This window comes from Streptomyces laurentii (genome assembly GCF_040635425.1).
Taxonomy (GTDB): Bacteria; Actinomycetota; Actinomycetes; order Streptomycetales; family Streptomycetaceae; genus Streptomyces; species Streptomyces laurentii.
The window spans coordinates 1-15,535 of the sequence record NZ_JBEYHT010000014.1 but is presented as its reverse complement, the minus strand read 5'-3'; the positions used below and the strand labels follow the sequence as shown (position 1 = coordinate 15,535).

Sequence of the window (15,535 nt, the reverse complement as noted above, 5' to 3'; positions counted from 1 at the left end):
CATACTGCCGGAGTCCATCCGTCGTTCAATCCTGGACAGACCTCGCAGAGGACGGAGTGACTTCGTTGCGCATCACGAGTACCCCGCACAGACGGTTCCGAGGCATGGGAGCGGCAGGCGCCGCGGCCGGCCTCCTGCTCGGCATGCTCGTCGCCGCCGGCCCCGCGGCCGCCACCCCCGATCCGGGTGACGCCCCGGCGCGAAGCGGTGTCACGGCCGAGCAGCGGGCCGACGCCCGCGCCGCCATCGCCGCGGGCGAGATACCCGGCGTGGACGAGATCGTCCACAGCTCGAACATCAAGCAGCTCGCCAACATCCCCAAGGACACCCTCCCCAGCCTCAATACCGATCTGGCCTTCCAGGGCAAGTACGCCTTCGCCGGCAACTACGACGGCTTCCGGATCTTCGACATCAGCAACCCGAAGTCCCCGAAGTCCGTGGCCCAGGTGCTCTGCCCGGGCTCCCAGAACGACGTGTCGGTCTCCGGCGACCTCCTCTTCCTGTCCACCGACTCCTCCCGCAGCGACGACTCGTGCGCCAGCGTGCCGCAGCCGGCCTCGGTCAAGGAGTCCTGGGAGGGCATGAAGGTCTTCGACATCAGCGACGTCACCAACCCGAAGTACGTCGCCTCCGTCGAGACCAACTGCGGTTCCCACACCCACACCCTCGTGCCCAAGCGTGACGACGTGTACGTCTACGTCTCCTCGTACTCGCCCAGCGCGGCCTTCCCGGACTGCCGGCCGCCGCACGACGGCATCTCCGTGATCAAGGTCCCGCGCAAGGCGCCGCAGCAGGCCAAGGTCGTGAACTTCCCCGTCCTCTTCCCGGGCGAGGGCCCCGACGGCGGCGGCAACCCGGGCGCGCCCACCAACCCGGGCGTCTCCAAGACCACCGGCTGCCACGACATCACCGTGCTGCCGCGCGAGAACCTGGCCGCCGGCGCCTGCATGGGCGACGGCATCCTCTTCGACATCAAGGACCCGGTGAACCCCCGGGTCATCGACCGGGTCCAGGACAACGTCAACTTCGCGTTCTGGCACTCCGCGACCTTCAACCAGAAGGCCGACAAGGTCGTCTTCACCGACGAGCTCGGCGGCGGCGGCGCGCCCACCTGCAACGCCGAGGTCGGCCCGAACCGCGGTGCCGACGGCATCTACGACATCACCGGCAAGGGCGACAAGCGCAAGCTGGTCTTCCGCAGCTACTTCAAGATCCCGCGCCACCAGGCCGACACCGAGAACTGCGTCGCCCACAACGGCTCGCTGATCCCGGTCAAGGGCAAGGACCTCATGGTCCAGGCCTGGTACCAGGGCGGCGTCTCCGTCTGGGACTTCACCGACTCCCGCAAGCCGAAGGAGATCGCCTACTTCGAGCGCGGCCCGCTCTCCGCGACCACCCTCGACATCGGCGGCTCCTGGTCCGCGTACTACTACAACGGCCACATCTACTCGAACGACATCGCCAAGGGCTTCGACGTCCTGAAGCTCTCCGACAAGCGCACCGACAAGGCGGCCGGGGTCCGGATGGACGAGCTGAACGTCCAGACGCAGCCCGACTACTTCGCCGACTTCGGCGACGCGCAGGACGATCAGGGCGAGGACGACTGATCCGGAGCCACCCGCGCCGCGGTGTCGCCTGACGCCGTACGCACCATCAGGGACATGCCGCCGGGCGGAGCGCCGTCCGGCGGCATGCCGCGTTCCCAGGCGAGTCCGTACCGCTGGAACAGCTCGGCCCGCAGCGGGGCGAGCGGCATCGGCGCCCCGGGCAGCAGCAGCGCGAACACCGTCCCCATGAGCTGGGCCCGCAGCAGCGGATAGTCGGTGTCCGGGTCCGCGGAGCCGGCACGGGCCACGGTGTCGCGCAGCAGCGCGGCGAGCCGCTGCTGCTCCGAGCACCGCACGAAACCCTCCGCCTGGAGGATCCCGGCCATGTGCGTCCGCATGAGGACCGGATGGTCCCCGGCGAGCCCGAGCACCGCGTCGATCGCCCGCGCCAGGAGCTCCGGACCGTCCTCGGTCCGCGGCTCGCGGTCCAGCGCCGCCGCCAGGGTGCGGTGCATCAGCCGGTGCACCGCGGACTGGAGCAGCTGGCGCTTGCCGGGGAAGTAGTACGAGACGAGCCCGCGCGCCGAACCGGCCCGCGCGGCGATGTCGCCGAGGGTCGCCGCCTCGTAGCCCCGTTCGTCGACGAGGTCCACGGTGGCTTGCAGGATGCGCTCGCGGGAGCGCCGCCGAAGCTCTTGATTGACCGATGGGCTACGCGGGGACATGCTGGACTCCTGCGTTGACTGGCTTGGAGCCAATATACTCAGCGTGTCCTGTCGTCCTGCCCGTGTGGCCGGCGGCGGGACCTGTCGTCCGTCCTGGGCGACACGGGGGATCGTCCAGGACGGCCGGCACTATGCCGCCCCTTCCTTGCCGCCCGCGGCCCCGGAGGTGACAGCGGGAGCGGTACGGGTACGGGTCTCCAGCCGGCGGTACGCGTCGATCGCCACGGCCACGCAGCACCAGCCGAACAGCCAGCCGGCCAGCACGTCCGACGGCCAGTGGACGCCCAGATAGAGCCGCGTCCAGCCGACCCCGAGCACCGACACGACGGCCACGCCCGTGATCGTCCCCCAGCCCCGCCAGGTCGCTCGCCAGTGCAGCGTCAGCACCCAGAGCAGCAGCCCGCAGGTGACCATCGCCGTCATCGCGTGGCCGGACGGGAAGGACGCGAAGGACGCGGAGTCGACCGGATCCGGCCACGTCGGGCGCGGCCGGTCCACCACGGCCTTCAGGCCCTGCTGCAGGCCCCAGGCGACCAGGGACGCGCCCACCACCCACAGCGCGAGCCGCCGCTCGCGCCGCCACCACAGCAGCCCGACCGCCACCAGGGTGAGGGCCCGCATGGTCCACGGGTCCCAGACCCAGTCCGTCAGGACCCGGTTGAGGTGGGTGAACCCGGGATGCGCGACGGCGCTGCGGTGCAGCGCCTCGGCCACGTCCCGGTCGAAGGAGAGCAACGGTGACCAGCCCACGGCCACGAGTACGAGCAACAGCACGGCCAGGGCGCCGGACACGGCGGCGGAGATGCGCATCCCCTGATCCTGCCCGAAGCCCCCGGCCGCCCGGACCACCCCCATGGGGTTCACGGCGGGCGGGGAGCAAGTCGGCTCGGATTCTGGCCGACACGGACGGACCGGTCGGGCCGGCCGCCTGGGGTGATGGTCACCTCGTGGACCATTCCTCCCCGGGTGGTCATGCGGATCCGGTCGGGGGCCGTCCACACGGTCTCGCGGAGTGAACTGTCCTCGGAGTCGCCGTTGAAGCAGCCGACGGCCCACTGGCGTTCCAGCGGCGGGTTCCCCTGGCGGAGGCCGACGCACCAGATGGGGTCGAGATCGTGTCCCAGCGTCACGACCAGCCGGCGCGGTCGTCGCGGCCGGGAGCCGAAGCGGTCTCCACCTCCTTGACCGAGCCGCCGGACACCGCGGAGACGAAGCTGCCGATCAACAGGACCGGGACTCCGGCGACGAGCGTCGTGACGGCCAAGGGCATGCGCGGCAGCGGTCTGCGACAACGCGTGAAGTTCATGATCCCCCGAACGAAGTGGATCACGCAGCAGAAGAAGGGACACGCGGCCGAGGCCAGGCCGATGGTGCGGGTCACCACCACCCGACTCGGACGGACTCTCGACAGACCGGTCCGAGGCGGTCCTCGTCCCCGCCCCGCGACGCGGACGGAAGGCGGAGAACGCCCTAACCGAGCGCCCGGAGAGCCGGAACGAACGCGATCAGGATCGGGACCACCGGGACCATGGCCGCCGCGGCCGTGAGGCGCAGCCGGCGGGCCGCCGTCAGGCGCGGGGTGGCGGTGAGGAGGCGGTTGACGCGCTGGGGGAGGTCGGCGTCCGGGGCCTGGCCGGGGCCGAAAACGCCCCGGTCCTCGTTGAGTTCCACCAGGGCGAGGGCGATCGTCAGCCGGCCGAACCGGCGGGACGCCACGTCGTCCGCCGCCAGTTCCACCAGGCGGTGCATCTCGCCCCGGAAGGCCGCGAACACCGGCACTCCCGGGAAGCCCGCCGCGAGCGCGGTCGCGCAGTGCAGCAGCCAGTCGTGCCGGGCCCGGGCGTGACCCTGCTCGTGCGCGAGTACGGCGTCGAGCTGACGGCCCTTGAGCCGGCGCAGCGCGGCCGTGGTGACGACCAGGCGCGGCGTCCCGCCCGGCAGCGACCAGGCCCCCGGACGCTCACCCTCCAGCACCACCAGGCGGGCGCTGCCGGACGGCTTCTCGCCCGGCAACAGAGGTGCCCGCAGCAGGAGTTCGCCTCGGCGCTGCTTACGGCGCGCGCGTGCCCGGCCGATCTCCCGGCCCAGCATCGCCCCGCTCCACAGTCCGCCCGCCGCGAGCAGTACGGCGAGCGCCGCCGACCACGACCGGCCGGTGCCGAGTTCGTAGGCCTCGACCACCGCGTTCGGCGCGGGCGCGAACACCTGACCGCGGACGGCCTTCCAGGCCGCCGCCGCGCTGAAGGTCATCGACAGCGCGAAGCTCACCAGCACCGCCGCCACCACGCATTGCCACACCCACAGCGCGACCACCGGTTCTCGTTCCACCCAGTCGGCTCGTGCCAGCAGGCGTGGCGCGACGGCGGCGGTCAGGATGCCGAGCGCGAGCAGGGTGAGGGAGACCGACATGCCGCCAGCCTAGAAGCGGGGTACCGCGCCGGGGTATGCCCGTGCGGGCCAAGTGACGTACGCCACGGTTTGGTTGCCCGATAGGGGCGTCCCCGGGGGTTCGCAGAGCGATTCACAGAGCGATTCACAGGGCGACGAGCATCGCCAGCATCGCGAGCGACATCGTCAGCCGGCACACCCGCATCAGCTCCGCGACCCCGGACCCGGACCCTCCGGCCCCGAACGTCCCGGATCCTGCCCCGCCCCCGCCCGCCGGCGCCGCCACTGGCACCGGCACCAGCCGCGTGCCAGAAAGCAGCGCGTACCCGGCGAAGTACACGAGCAGGACGCCGGTGAGCAGAGGTATGCCGCCGACGGCGGCCATGTCGCCGTGGCCCCCGCCATGCCCCCCGTGGCCCCCCTGCGCGCCCGCTCCCGCGGCCGGGGCCATCGCCACCGCCATGTAGACCATCGCCAACGACCCGACCAGATGGTGCAGATGGTGACCGTAGAACCGGCCGGAGCCGCCGCCGTACGTGCCGTACCCGCCGTGCCGGTCGCGTCGGCGGCGCGTCCCGCCCCACCACGCCACGGCCGCGAGCCCGTACAGTGCCGTCAGCCCGAAGACCACCGCGTACACCGCCCAGCTCCACGCCGGCGGGGTGAGCACGGCCGCGGGCAGCGCCATCGCCGCCATCCCGAAGCCCATCAGGGCCTCGCTCCCGGCCTCGGCCGGTTCCCGCGCCGGGTGCCCGTCCCGCCCCCGGGAGAGCCGCGTCATCCGTGCCATCCGCGCCAGGCAGTAGACCCCGCTCGCCCCGCACAGCACGACCAGCAGCCACCCGGACACCGTCGGTCCGTGCACGCCGCCCACCCCCTCCGGCCCGTCCTCGCCCGTCCCCTCCGGGTCCATGCCCGGCCCCGCCGGGCCCACGCGGGCGCACGGATGTACGAGGGGGGTGTGCGGGGCGCGCGCTAGGCTCGGACCGATCGCGTCCAGCGATCCGCACCGCCCGAGGGGAGACCGCACCACCATGGACACCGCCGCACCCCGGCACACCGCCCCGCTCACCTATCGTGACGCCGTCCTCGACGACGTCCCGGCCCTGGTACCGCTCGTCGAGTCCGCCTATCGAGGCGACTCCAGCCGGACCGGCTGGACCAGCGAGGCGGACATGCTCCACGGGCAGCGCACCGACCCGGAGGGCGTCCGGGAGGTCATCACAGCCCCCGGCAGCCGGCTGATGACGGTCGAGCGGGACGGCGAGCTCGTCGCCTGCTGCCAGCTGGAACACCGCGGCGACATCGCCTACTTCGGCATGTTCGCGGTCCGCCCGCAGTTCCAGGGCGAGGGTCTCGGCCGGCAGATCATCGAGGAGGCCGAGCGCCGCGTCCGCGAGCTGTGGGACGTGCGCGAGATGCACATGACGGTGATCTCCGTCCGCGAGGAACTGATCGCCTGGTACGAGCGGCGCGGCTACCGACGTACGGGCGAGATGACCCCCTTCCCGTACGGCGACGAGCGCTTCGGCGTCCCCCAGCGCGACGACCTGGCGTTCGAGCTCCTGGTCAAGGACCTCGTCTGACCCGATGCCCGCAGGCGGCCCGCACGCCCGCCTCGCAGGCGTCATCCCCGCCCCGCAGGCCCGAGCCCTCCCGGCTCGGGCCTCCGCGCATCCCCAGGTCCGCCCCGCTCAGTCCGCCGGGTGCTCCGTCAGCCGGATCTCCGGCCGGTCCGTCGTCGCCCCGTCGAGCCCCAGAGCCCGTGCGAGCCGCAGCTCCTCCCGGGTGTTGACCACCCAGCCACCCACCCACAGGCCCGCCGCGTGCGCCCGCTCGACGGTGTCCAGGGTGAGCCGGCGGATATTGAGCACCAGCGCCGTCGCACCCACCACGAGGGCGCGCTCCACCACGTCGGCCTGCCGCTCGTCGGCGACGAGCGCGGTGCGTACGCCCGGCACCAGCTCGCGTACCTCCGCCAGGGCCTCGTCGTGGAACGAGATCACCTGCACCCGCCGGGTCAGATCCCGCTCGTCGAGCACGGACGCCAGGGCCCGGGCCGCGTGGACGTCCTTGATCTCGGCCTGGATCGGCGCCGTGATCGCGTCCAGGACCTCTTCGAAGACGGGTACCCGTTCGCCGTCGCCCGCGTCGAGCGTGCGCAGCTCCGCGAGGGTCTTGCCGGAGATCGGCCCGGTGCCGTCCGTCGTGCGGTCGACGGTGGCGTCGTGCATGACGACGAGCGCGCCGTCCTCGCTCAGATGGAGGTCGAGCTCGATGACGTCCAGGCCCGCCTTCTCGGCGTGGACGAAGGAACGCAGGGTGTTCTCGGGCGCCACGCCCATGACCCCGCGGTGACCGATGGTGAGCAGACTCAAGACCTTCTCGCTTCCTTCGACGGCATCCGGCCCGGTCAGCCTGCCCCACCCGGGCCCGGCCGACCGCCTCCGACCCGCTTCGCCCGGACCGACCCGCTTCGCCCGGACCGGCCGGACTCGCCCCGTCCTGCCCCGTGGAAACCCGGACGACCCCGGCTTGCCCCGTACGGGCAGGGCTCGCCCCGTAAGGCCCCGGCTTGCACCCTCCCGCACCGTCCTGTACCTGCCTGATGCCTTCCGTCCCGGCCGCTTCCGGCCCGCCCCGATCGCGGGGCCGCAACAGGGAGTTGGCGAAGGAAGGACGTATTCCTCAGCCCCCTACCCCACCTCGACAGGAAAATTCGCGGTTCCACCCCGGGGTCCGCAGGACAATTTCTCTCGCTCCTCTTGTGGGGGCGAACTGCCCATGGTTACGGTGGCTGTACGAAAGGTTCTCCTGTGGAGGAAGTGGCATGACGGAAATTCTTGTGCAGGATGTGACCGGTGGGGGGATATCCGCCGACGCTCGTGTGATCGAGCACCCTGCCTGGCCCGAGCTCAAGAATGCCGTGGAGGAGCTCCGCCCCTGGCAGAGCGCGGACGGCTCCATCGACTTCGAGGCCGAGGGCGCGCCGTCCCGTGCGTACGCCGGGCAGACCGTGGAGCGCATCGTCGCCGCGATCGAGCGGCTCTCCCCGCTGCTCCCGCACGACGCCGCGTACCACCGCGCGCTCGTCGCCGACCTGCGTACGTGGGCCGAGGGCGGCTTCGAGGTGCCCGACTTCCTGGACGCGCTGCTCGCCTTCCAGCCGGCCGCCGAGCGCCTGGACGGCCGCCAGCACCTCGTCGTCTTCCCGATGTACACCCAGAACGGCAACCCGAACCGCAACCTCGAAGCGGTCGTGCTGCGCATGGTGTGGCCGGAGTGGCTCTCCGAGCTGGAGGCGACCCGCTACGACAACCCGCTGTTCTGCGGCATCACCTTCGAGGACTTCACCGGCGGCTACGACACGCACTCGGCGGTGCTCTTCCCTGAGACCGTCGCGGTCCGCGAGGCCCCCGCGAGCTTCACCTGGGGCGGCATCTTCTGCGACCGCGAGGCGGCCCGCTTCCGCAAGGTCACCGAGGCCTCCGTCGACATCCTCGGCATCGAGCTGCCCGAGGACATCGCCGCGATGGTCCAGGACCAGGAGCGCTGTGAGAAGGCGTTCGTCCTGTGGGACATGGTCCACGACCGCACCCACAGCCACGGCGACCTGCCGTTCGACCCCTTCATGATCAAGCAGCGCCAGCCGTTCTGGATGTACGGCCTGGAGGAGCTGCGCTGCGACCTCACCGCCTTCAAGGAGGCCGTGAAGCTCGACGCCGAGGGCAACCCGCACGGCCGTGACATGCAGTACGCGGTGCTGTTCGACCGGATGTTCCGCTTCCCGGTCTCCGGCGACCGCACCCGCAACTACGACGGTCTCGGCGGCCAGCTGCTCTTCGCGTACCTCCACAAGCACGACGTGGTGCGCTGGACCGACAACAAGCTGAAGATCGACTGGGATCGCGCTCCCGAGATCACCAACCAGCTGTGCGGCGAGATCGAGAAGCTGTACCGCGACGGCATCGACCGTCCGAAGCTCGTCCACTGGTTCAAGGCGTACGAGCTGGTCTCCACCTACCTCGCCCCGCACCCGGGCTCCACCTGGGCCAAGGGTCCCGACGCCCTCGACCTGTCGCTGCCGCCGCGCAAGCTCGTCGACGACGTGCTTGCGGACGAGTTTCCGCTCAGCATGTTTTATGAGGCCCTTGCCAAGAAGCTCAAGGGCGTGATCGCCTCGACCGAGGGCATTCGCCGTGCAGGGACCACGCAGGCCGACAAGGCCGCCGCGTGACCGACACGGCAGGTACGACGGCGGGGGCCGGTCCGGCCCCCGCCCCCGGGGCGACCGTGCCCGCACAGGCGACGGAGCAGGAGGAGACGACCATGATCGGCAACGGGAACGGCGGCAACCTGGACGGAGCCGTCATCGCGGTCGCGGGCGCGGCCGGCCCCGCGGGCCGGGCCGCCCTCCTGCGCCTGGCCGAGGCGGGCGCCACCGTCGTCGCGGCCGACGCCGACCCGGAGCGCCTGGCGGAGGCGGTCGACGCCGCCCGCTACGCGCACGGCGGCGCCACGGTCACCGGCGACACCGTCGACCTCCTCGACCTCGGCGCCACCCGCGAGTGGGCGGAGAAGACCGAGAAGGAGTTCGGCCGGATCGACGGCCTGGTCCACCTCGTGGGCGGCTGGCGCGGCAGCAAGACCTTCACCGACACCGACCTCAAGGACTGGGACTTCCTGGAGAAGCTCCTGGTCCGTACGGTCCAGCACACCTCGCTCGCCTTCCACGACGCGCTGCTGCGCGGCGACGGCCGCGGCCGGTACGTGCTGATCAGCCAGTCGGGCGCGCACAAGCCGGTGGCCAACAACGCCGCGTACAACGCCGGCAAGGCCGCCGCCGAGGCGTGGACCCTCGCCATGGCGGACTCCTTCCGCAAGCTGGGGGGCGACGACGGCCCGCAGGCGGCTGCTGCCATCCTGGTGATCAAGGCATTGGTGCACGACGCGATGCGCGCCGAGCGCCCGAATGCGAAGTTCGCGGGCTTCACGGACGTCAAGGACCTGGCCGAGGCCATCGCCGGACTCTGGGACCAGCCCGCACAGGAAGTGAATGGACAGCGCCTGTGGCTGACCCCCAAGCCGTGACCGCGGCCCTGGGCCCCAGGACCGACGCCCGTCGTCACCACGACCCGTCGGTCCGGGGCTTCGCCAGCGACAACTACGCCGGAGCGCATCCGGAGATCCTCGCGGCCATCGCGCTCGCCAACGGAGGCCACCAGGTCTCCTACGGCGAGGACCAGTACACCGAGCACCTCCAGCGGATCATGCACAGCCACTTCGGCCCCACGGCCGAAGCGTTCCCGGTCTTCAACGGGACCGGCGCGAACGTGACCGCCCTGCAGGCGCTCACCGACCGCTGGGGCGCGGTGATCTGCGCCGAGTCCGCGCACATCAACGTGGACGAGGGCGGTGCCCCGGAGCGGATGGGCGGCCTCAAGCTGCTCACCGTGCCCACCCCGGACGGCAAGCTCACCCCCGAGCTGATCGACCGGCAGGCCTGGGGCTGGGAGGACGAGCACCGGGCCATGCCCCAGGTCGTCTCGATCACCCAGAACACCGAGCTGGGCACCGTGTACACGGTCGAGGAGATCCGCGCCATCGTGGACCACTCCCACGCCAAGGGCATGAAGGTCCACCTCGACGGCGCCCGGATAGCCAACGCGGCGGCCTCGCTCGACGTCCCGATGCGGGCGTTCACCAACGCGGTGGGCGTCGACGTCCTGTCGTACGGCGGTACCAAGAACGGCATGCTCTTCGGCGAGGCCGTCGTCGTCCTCAACCCGGACGCCGTCAGCCACATGAAGCACCTGCGCAAGCTGTCCATGCAGCTCGCGTCGAAGATGCGCTTCGTGTCGGTGCAGCTGGAGGCGCTGCTCGCCAAGGACCTGTGGCTGCGCAACGCCCGCCACGCCAACGCGATGGCCCGGCGCCTCGCGGACGGCGTCCAGGGCGTGGACGGGGTGGAGATCCTCTACCCGGTGCAGGCCAACGCGGTCTTCGCGCGGCTGCCGCACGAGGTCAGCCGGCGGCTCCAGCAGCGCTTCCGCTTCTACTTCTGGGACGAGGCGGCCGGCGACGTGCGCTGGATGTGCTCCTTCGACACGACGGAGGACGACGTCGACGCGTTCCTCCAGGCGCTGAAGGAAGAGATGTCCCGCTAGCCACTCGGCGGCTGTACGGACGTGCGGCCGGAGGGAAAGTCGCCGACTTTCCCTCCGGCCGCTTTCCGTGTCCTGTGCGCGCCGGCCTAGGAGACGGTGCAGGACACGGATCCGACCGGGAGGTTGTTGCCGGTCGAGTCGGCCGTGAAGCCGAAGGTGGTGGATCCGTTCGCGGGGACGGTGCCGTTGTAGGCGGCGTTGGACACGGTGACCGCGCCGTTCGAGCCGCCGCCCAGGGTGCCGTTCCAGACGCTGGTGAGCGTGGTGCCGCTGCCCGGGGTCCAGCCGACGCGCCAGCCGGTCAGGGGGCTGGTGCCGTGGTTCATGACCTCGACCTCGCCCTGGAAACCGCCGCCCCAGGAGCCGACGATCTTGTACTGCGCCATGCAGCTGCCGTCCCCGGCCGGGGGAGTGGTCGGAGGCGTGGTCGGGGGTGTGGTGGGCGGGGTGGTGGGAGGTGTGGTCGGCGGGTTCGTGGGCGGCGTGGTGCCGCTGCCGCGGATGCCGGTCACCTCGCCGTGACCGCCGTCGAAGACGATGTCGGAGCAGGAGAAGAAGTTCTCGTTGCTGTCCGACCGCACCCACTGGACGAACAGCAGCGCGTCACCGGACCGGCCGGAGGGCAGCGGGGTGTTCCAGTAGTAGTGGCCGCCGTCGGTGCCGGGCGAGCCGGTCTGCGGCGGGTTGGTGACCGTGTGGACCTGCTCCAGGTCGGACCACTTCAGCTGGGCGGTCGGGGACCAGCCCTGGCGGGTGATGTACACCCGGAAGTCGCCCGGGTGGGCGGCCCAGTTGCTGTAGTTCATCTGGATCGTGGAGCCCGAGGTCAGGTGGGTCCGGGGCCAGTCGGAACGGGCCAGGTTGTAGCCCCGGAAGTCGTACGGGGAGCGGTCGCCGGCGCTGCAGATCGTGCCGTCGGGGACGTACCCCTGGCCCCGGCCGCCGGCGTTGGAGTCGAGCACCGCGAACCAGTTGTAGAGGGACGAGGCGCCGCTCTGCGCGATGGCCGCCGCGCAGGCGGCGTTGGTCGGGGAGACCGCGCCGGTGTCGGTGATGGCGTCCTTCATGCAGAGGTAGGTACGGGAGCCCGGTGTCATCGCGACGCCGTGCGCCTCGGCGGAGCCCTGGCCGAGGAAGAGCAGGCCCAGTGCCGAGACCAGCATCGCCGCGGCGGCGAGCACCGCCGTTTTCACATGCCCGGCCTTGGCGAGGCCGGCTTTGACGCGTCCGGCCGTGCCGGCTCCGGACGTGGTGTGTCTGACCATGGATCGCTGACCTTTCGCCGGTCATGCCGAGGAGCCGGAGCGCGGCCCTCGGGACGAGCGGAGGCCGTAGTCTGGCGTGGGCATGACATACGTGAATGGATGGGAGCGCTCCCACTCCGGACGATAGGGCTGCGTCAATTCCCTGTAAACGGATCGGCCTCCGAAAACTCCACGAAACACGACGGACCCCCGACGCCTGTCGCGTCGGGGGTCCGCGGGATGTCACGGAAGCCGGGCTGCCGCGCGCCTACTTGCCGGCGGCCTTCAGCTCCTCCGGCGTCGGGGCCGTGCCGCCGAGGTGCGCCGGCATCCACCAGGTGTCCGCCGCGTCCTTGGGGCGTACGGGATACGCGCGCTGCGCCGCCTCGAGCAGCTCCTGGACCCGCTCGCGCAGCCGCCGGGTGATGGCGCCCGCGTACTGGTCGGCCGGCGCCTCCACCGGCTCGCCGACCCGGATCGTCACCGGGATGTGGTCCCGCTTGAAGTTGCGCGGCCGGCCCTTGGTCCAGACGCGCTGGGTGCCCCACAGCGCCATCGGGATCAGCGGCACCCCGGCCTCCTGCGCCAGCCGCGCCGCGCCCGACTTGAAGCCCTTGAGCGTGAACGACTGGGAGATCGTGGCCTCCGGGAACACGCCGACGATCTCGCCCGAGCGCAGCGCCTTCAGCGCGTGCTCGTAGGCGTGCTCGCCCTGCGCGCGGTCCACCGGGATGTGCTTCATGGCGCGCATGAGGGGCCCCGACACCTTGTGGCGGAAAACCGACTCCTTCGCCATGAAGCGCACCAGGCGCTTCTGCGGCAGTGCGGCCAGGCCGGTGAAGATGAAGTCCAGATAGCTGATGTGGTTGCTGACCAGCACGGCCCCGCCCTGGCGGGGGATGTGGTGCGACCCCTGGGTGTCGATCTTCAGGTCCAGCGCCTTGAACATGGTGAGTGCGGCGCCGATGACCGGTCGATAGACGAGTTCTGCCATCTGGGAGGAACCCCTTACGTGTGTGCCCGGGGAGGGTTCTCCCGGCGAAGTTACGCGGCCGTAGGTTTTCGGCTTTGGGCAGATCGTGCCCTATGTGAGAGCCCCTGACCAGTCCAGACGCCGTCGTGAGGGGAGATTCTCGTCACTCCGGGTGGTCGAAGTCGGCCGTGGCGGGAATCGATCGGCGCCCCGGGCTGCTGCATTCCTTGTGGACCGACGAGTGGAGGCAGGGGAGATGACCGGGTTCCTGGACGCGGCGACGCTGGGCGCGGAGCTGGGGGAGCGGGCCACCCTGGTGGAGTTCTCCACGGCCTTCTGTCAGCCCTGTCGTGCCACCCGCCGCGTCCTCGCCGAAGTGGCCGCCCTGGTCGACGGCGTCGCGCACGTCGAGATCGACGCCGAGGAGCGCCTGGAGCTCGTCCGCGCGCTCGGCGTGGTCCGTACGCCCACGGTGCTGGTCCTCGACCGGGCCGGCCGGATCGTGCGCAGAGCCTCCGGACAGCCCCGTAAAGCCGACGTCATCGCCGCGCTCGGGCAGGCGGTGTGACGCGGTGACGCATCTCCCAGATGCCGGTGCGCGCTTGACTGCGCACGGTGGCGATCGTCAGGCTGACGGCATGCTGCCGGAACTCCTTCTTCCCGGTCAGGCCCCGCAAGGCCCGGTCCGCACGGCGCGTGCGTGTGGTCCGGGTGTCCGAGTCTGACGCACCCTCGACGCCCCGCACCCCCCTGCCCGCCACCCCGCAGAAGGACAACTCCATGACGGTCTCGTCCCAGCTCCGTACGCTTCCGACGGCTCCCGAGCCCCGTGCCGCGGCCGACGACCTCCCCGCCCCGGCGGGCGCCGGTGACGTCCCCGGCGCCCCCGCCGCACCGTGGCCGGGCTCGCCGGAGCTGCTGAAGGCGGTCTTCCGTCGGCACGCCGCCGGCGTCGCGGTCGTCACCGCGTACGGGGACGGCCGGCCCGTCGGCTTCACCGCCACCTCGGTCAACTCCGTAGCCGCCGAACCGCCGCTGATCTCCTTCGGCGCCGGTACGGGCTCCTCCAGCTGGCCCGTCCTCGCCGAGGCCGAGTACATCGGCGTCCACATACTCGGCGAGCACCAGGGGGAGCTGGCCGCCACCTTCGCCCGCGGCGGCGCCGACCGGTTCGCCCCGCCCACCCGCTGGCACCACGGCCCCGAGGACGTCCCGGTCCTCGACGGCGTGCTCGCCTGGCTGGTGTGCCGGGTGCGGGCGAAGATCCCGGCCGGGGACCACCGGATCGTCATCGCCGAGGCCGTCGCCGGCGACCCCGCCGGCGCGGGCCGTCCGCTCCTGTACCACCGGGGGCGCTTCAACGCGCTGCGTGACTGAGAGTTCCCGTACGGGCCGGTCCGGAGGCGTTGGCAAGCTCACAGGGGTGAGCGCTTGCTCACGGGTAACGGACTGGCTGTACTGACGAGTAATATTCCGGCAGGGGCGTCAGCCGCCCCGACCGGAAACCCGCCCTTCAGGCGCCTATGCTGCGAGCAACAACCGCAGCCCAGTTATGACGATGCAGTAGGAGAGCCGGCGTGAGCTTGAGGATCGTTGTCTGTGTGAAGTACGTGCCGGACGCCACTGGCGACCGGAAGTTCGCCGACGACCTGACGGTCGACCGTGAGGACGTCGACGGTCTCCTTTCGGAGCTCGACGAGTACGCGGTCGAGCAGGCGCTCCAGATCGCCGAGGAGGCGGACGAGGCCGAGGTCACCGTCCTCACGGTCGGTCCCGAGGACGCCAAGGACGCCCTGCGCAAGGCACTGTCCATGGGTGCCGACAAGGCCGTCCACGTCGAGGACGACGACCTGCACGGCAGCGACGTCATGGGCACCTCGCTGGTGCTCGCCAAGGCGATCGAGGAGACCGGCTACGACATCGTCATCGCCGGCATGGCCTCCACCGACGGCACCATGGGTGTCCTCCCGGCGATCCTGGCCGAGCGCCTGGGCGTCCCGCAGGTCACCCTGCTCTCCGAGGTCAAGGTCGAGGGCGGCCCCAACGGTACGGTCACCGGCCGCCGTGACGGCGACACCGCCTCCGAGCAGCTGCAGGCCTCGCTGCCGGCCGTCGTCTCCGTGACGGACCAGTCGGGCGAGGCCCGCTACCCGTCCTTCAAGGGCATCATGGCCGCCAAGAAGAAGCCGGTGAAGTCCCTGGACCTGGACGACCTCGGCATCGACGCCGACGAGGTCGGCCTGGAGGCCGCCTGGACCAAGGTCGACTCGGCCGACGAGCGCCCCGCGCGCACCAAGGGCACGATCGTCACGGACGAGGGCGAGGGCGGCAAGCAGCTCGCCGAGTTCCTCGCGAGCCAGAAGTTCATCTAGTGCTGCGACCGGAAAGGTTCACCGGCTCGCGACGCCCGGCACGGCACCTCGCCGCGTTGTCGCATCACCCAAGTACATCCAGTACGAGGGCGATTCTCCGCCTTGCGATGCACCGCACC

At 71.3% G+C, this 15,535-nt stretch carries 17 protein-coding genes; 8 read left to right on the top strand and 9 right to left on the bottom strand.

The annotated features are described in order from the left end of the window. Positions 1-104: 104 nt before the first annotated feature. Positions 105-1,607: an LVIVD repeat-containing protein gene (locus ABZ693_RS11855; protein WP_359875708.1), complete on the top strand. Its 1,503-nt coding sequence runs from the start codon at positions 105-107 to the stop codon at positions 1,605-1,607. On the opposite strand, the gene ABZ693_RS11850 is transcribed toward ABZ693_RS11855, so the two are convergent. From ABZ693_RS11850 to ABZ693_RS11825, 6 genes are all read right to left on the bottom strand, one after another. Beyond that, positions 1,589-2,272 (bottom strand): TetR/AcrR family transcriptional regulator, encoded by a 684-nt coding sequence (locus ABZ693_RS11850; RefSeq protein ID WP_359875707.1) that lies wholly within the window; start codon positions 2,270-2,272, stop codon positions 1,589-1,591. The genes ABZ693_RS11855 and ABZ693_RS11850 overlap by 19 nt on opposite strands. A 129-nt stretch (positions 2,273-2,401) precedes the next feature. After that, positions 2,402-3,082, bottom strand: coding sequence for a phosphatase PAP2 family protein (locus tag ABZ693_RS11845; protein WP_359875706.1), 681 nt, complete (start codon positions 3,080-3,082; stop codon positions 2,402-2,404). Between the two features lie 50 nt (positions 3,083-3,132). Further along, the gene (locus ABZ693_RS11840) at positions 3,133-3,402 is read right to left on the bottom strand and encodes a hypothetical protein (RefSeq protein ID WP_359875705.1); all 270 of its coding nucleotides are present in this window, start codon (positions 3,400-3,402) and stop codon (positions 3,133-3,135) included. Further along, positions 3,399-3,653 (bottom strand): hypothetical protein, encoded by a 255-nt coding sequence (locus ABZ693_RS11835; RefSeq protein WP_359875704.1) that lies wholly within the window; start codon positions 3,651-3,653, stop codon positions 3,399-3,401. The genes ABZ693_RS11840 and ABZ693_RS11835 overlap by 4 nt, the downstream gene beginning before the upstream one ends. An 89-nt stretch (positions 3,654-3,742) precedes the next feature. Continuing rightward, entirely contained in the window at positions 3,743-4,681 is a 939-nt protein-coding gene (locus ABZ693_RS11830) for a M56 family metallopeptidase (RefSeq protein WP_359875703.1), read from the bottom strand. Positions 4,682-4,805: 124 nt separating this feature from the next. Continuing rightward, a complete protein-coding gene (locus tag ABZ693_RS11825; RefSeq protein WP_359875796.1) occupies positions 4,806-5,525 on the bottom strand; it encodes a DUF5134 domain-containing protein in 720 nt (239 codons plus the stop codon). A 169-nt stretch (positions 5,526-5,694) separates the two neighbouring features. Between ABZ693_RS11825 and ABZ693_RS11820 the strand changes: the two genes are divergently transcribed. After that, positions 5,695-6,246: a GNAT family N-acetyltransferase gene (locus ABZ693_RS11820; protein ID WP_359875702.1), complete on the top strand. Its 552-nt coding sequence runs from the start codon at positions 5,695-5,697 to the stop codon at positions 6,244-6,246. Between the two features lie 108 nt (positions 6,247-6,354). On the opposite strand, the gene ABZ693_RS11815 is transcribed toward ABZ693_RS11820, so the two are convergent. Next, positions 6,355-7,038, bottom strand: a complete 684-nt coding sequence (locus ABZ693_RS11815; protein ID WP_359875701.1) for a glycerophosphodiester phosphodiesterase — start codon at positions 7,036-7,038, stop codon at positions 6,355-6,357. Between the two features lie 452 nt (positions 7,039-7,490). Here ABZ693_RS11815 and ABZ693_RS11810 point away from each other — a divergent pair, with 452 nt between their 5' ends. From ABZ693_RS11810 to ABZ693_RS11800, 3 genes are all read left to right on the top strand, one after another. Further along, positions 7,491-8,897 (top strand): DUF6421 family protein, encoded by a 1,407-nt coding sequence (locus tag ABZ693_RS11810; protein ID WP_359875700.1) that lies wholly within the window; start codon positions 7,491-7,493, stop codon positions 8,895-8,897. A gap of 92 nt (positions 8,898-8,989) precedes the next feature. Next, entirely contained in the window at positions 8,990-9,751 is a 762-nt protein-coding gene (locus tag ABZ693_RS11805; RefSeq protein WP_359875795.1) for an SDR family NAD(P)-dependent oxidoreductase, read from the top strand. Beyond that, positions 9,748-10,827 carry a threonine aldolase family protein gene (locus tag ABZ693_RS11800; RefSeq protein ID WP_359875794.1) on the top strand — a complete coding sequence of 360 codons (1,080 nt, stop codon included), beginning with the start codon at positions 9,748-9,750 and terminating at the stop codon, positions 10,825-10,827. Before ABZ693_RS11805 ends, ABZ693_RS11800 begins: the two co-directional genes overlap by 4 nt. A gap of 86 nt (positions 10,828-10,913) precedes the next feature. Here the strand turns inward: ABZ693_RS11800 and ABZ693_RS11795 are convergent, their stop codons facing one another. Next, on the bottom strand, positions 10,914-11,990 hold the full coding sequence (locus ABZ693_RS11795; protein ID WP_359875793.1) for a lytic polysaccharide monooxygenase: 1,077 nt from the start codon (positions 11,988-11,990) through the stop codon (positions 10,914-10,916). 349 nt (positions 11,991-12,339) lie between these two features. Then, positions 12,340-13,065 carry a lysophospholipid acyltransferase family protein gene (locus ABZ693_RS11790; RefSeq protein ID WP_359875699.1) on the bottom strand — a complete coding sequence of 242 codons (726 nt, stop codon included), beginning with the start codon at positions 13,063-13,065 and terminating at the stop codon, positions 12,340-12,342. A gap of 235 nt (positions 13,066-13,300) precedes the next feature. Between ABZ693_RS11790 and ABZ693_RS11785 the strand changes: the two genes are divergently transcribed. The 3 genes from ABZ693_RS11785 (at position 13,301) to ABZ693_RS11775 (ending at position 15,416) form a co-directional block, all read left to right on the top strand. Further along, entirely contained in the window at positions 13,301-13,612 is a 312-nt protein-coding gene (locus ABZ693_RS11785) for a TlpA family protein disulfide reductase (protein WP_359875698.1), read from the top strand. Positions 13,613-13,824: 212 nt separating this feature from the next. After that, entirely contained in the window at positions 13,825-14,421 is a 597-nt protein-coding gene (locus ABZ693_RS11780) for a flavin reductase family protein (RefSeq protein WP_359875697.1), read from the top strand. A gap of 200 nt (positions 14,422-14,621) precedes the next feature. Further along, positions 14,622-15,416: an electron transfer flavoprotein subunit beta/FixA family protein gene (locus ABZ693_RS11775; RefSeq protein ID WP_359875696.1), complete on the top strand. Its 795-nt coding sequence runs from the start codon at positions 14,622-14,624 to the stop codon at positions 15,414-15,416. The last annotated feature ends 119 nt before the right edge of the window (positions 15,417-15,535 follow it).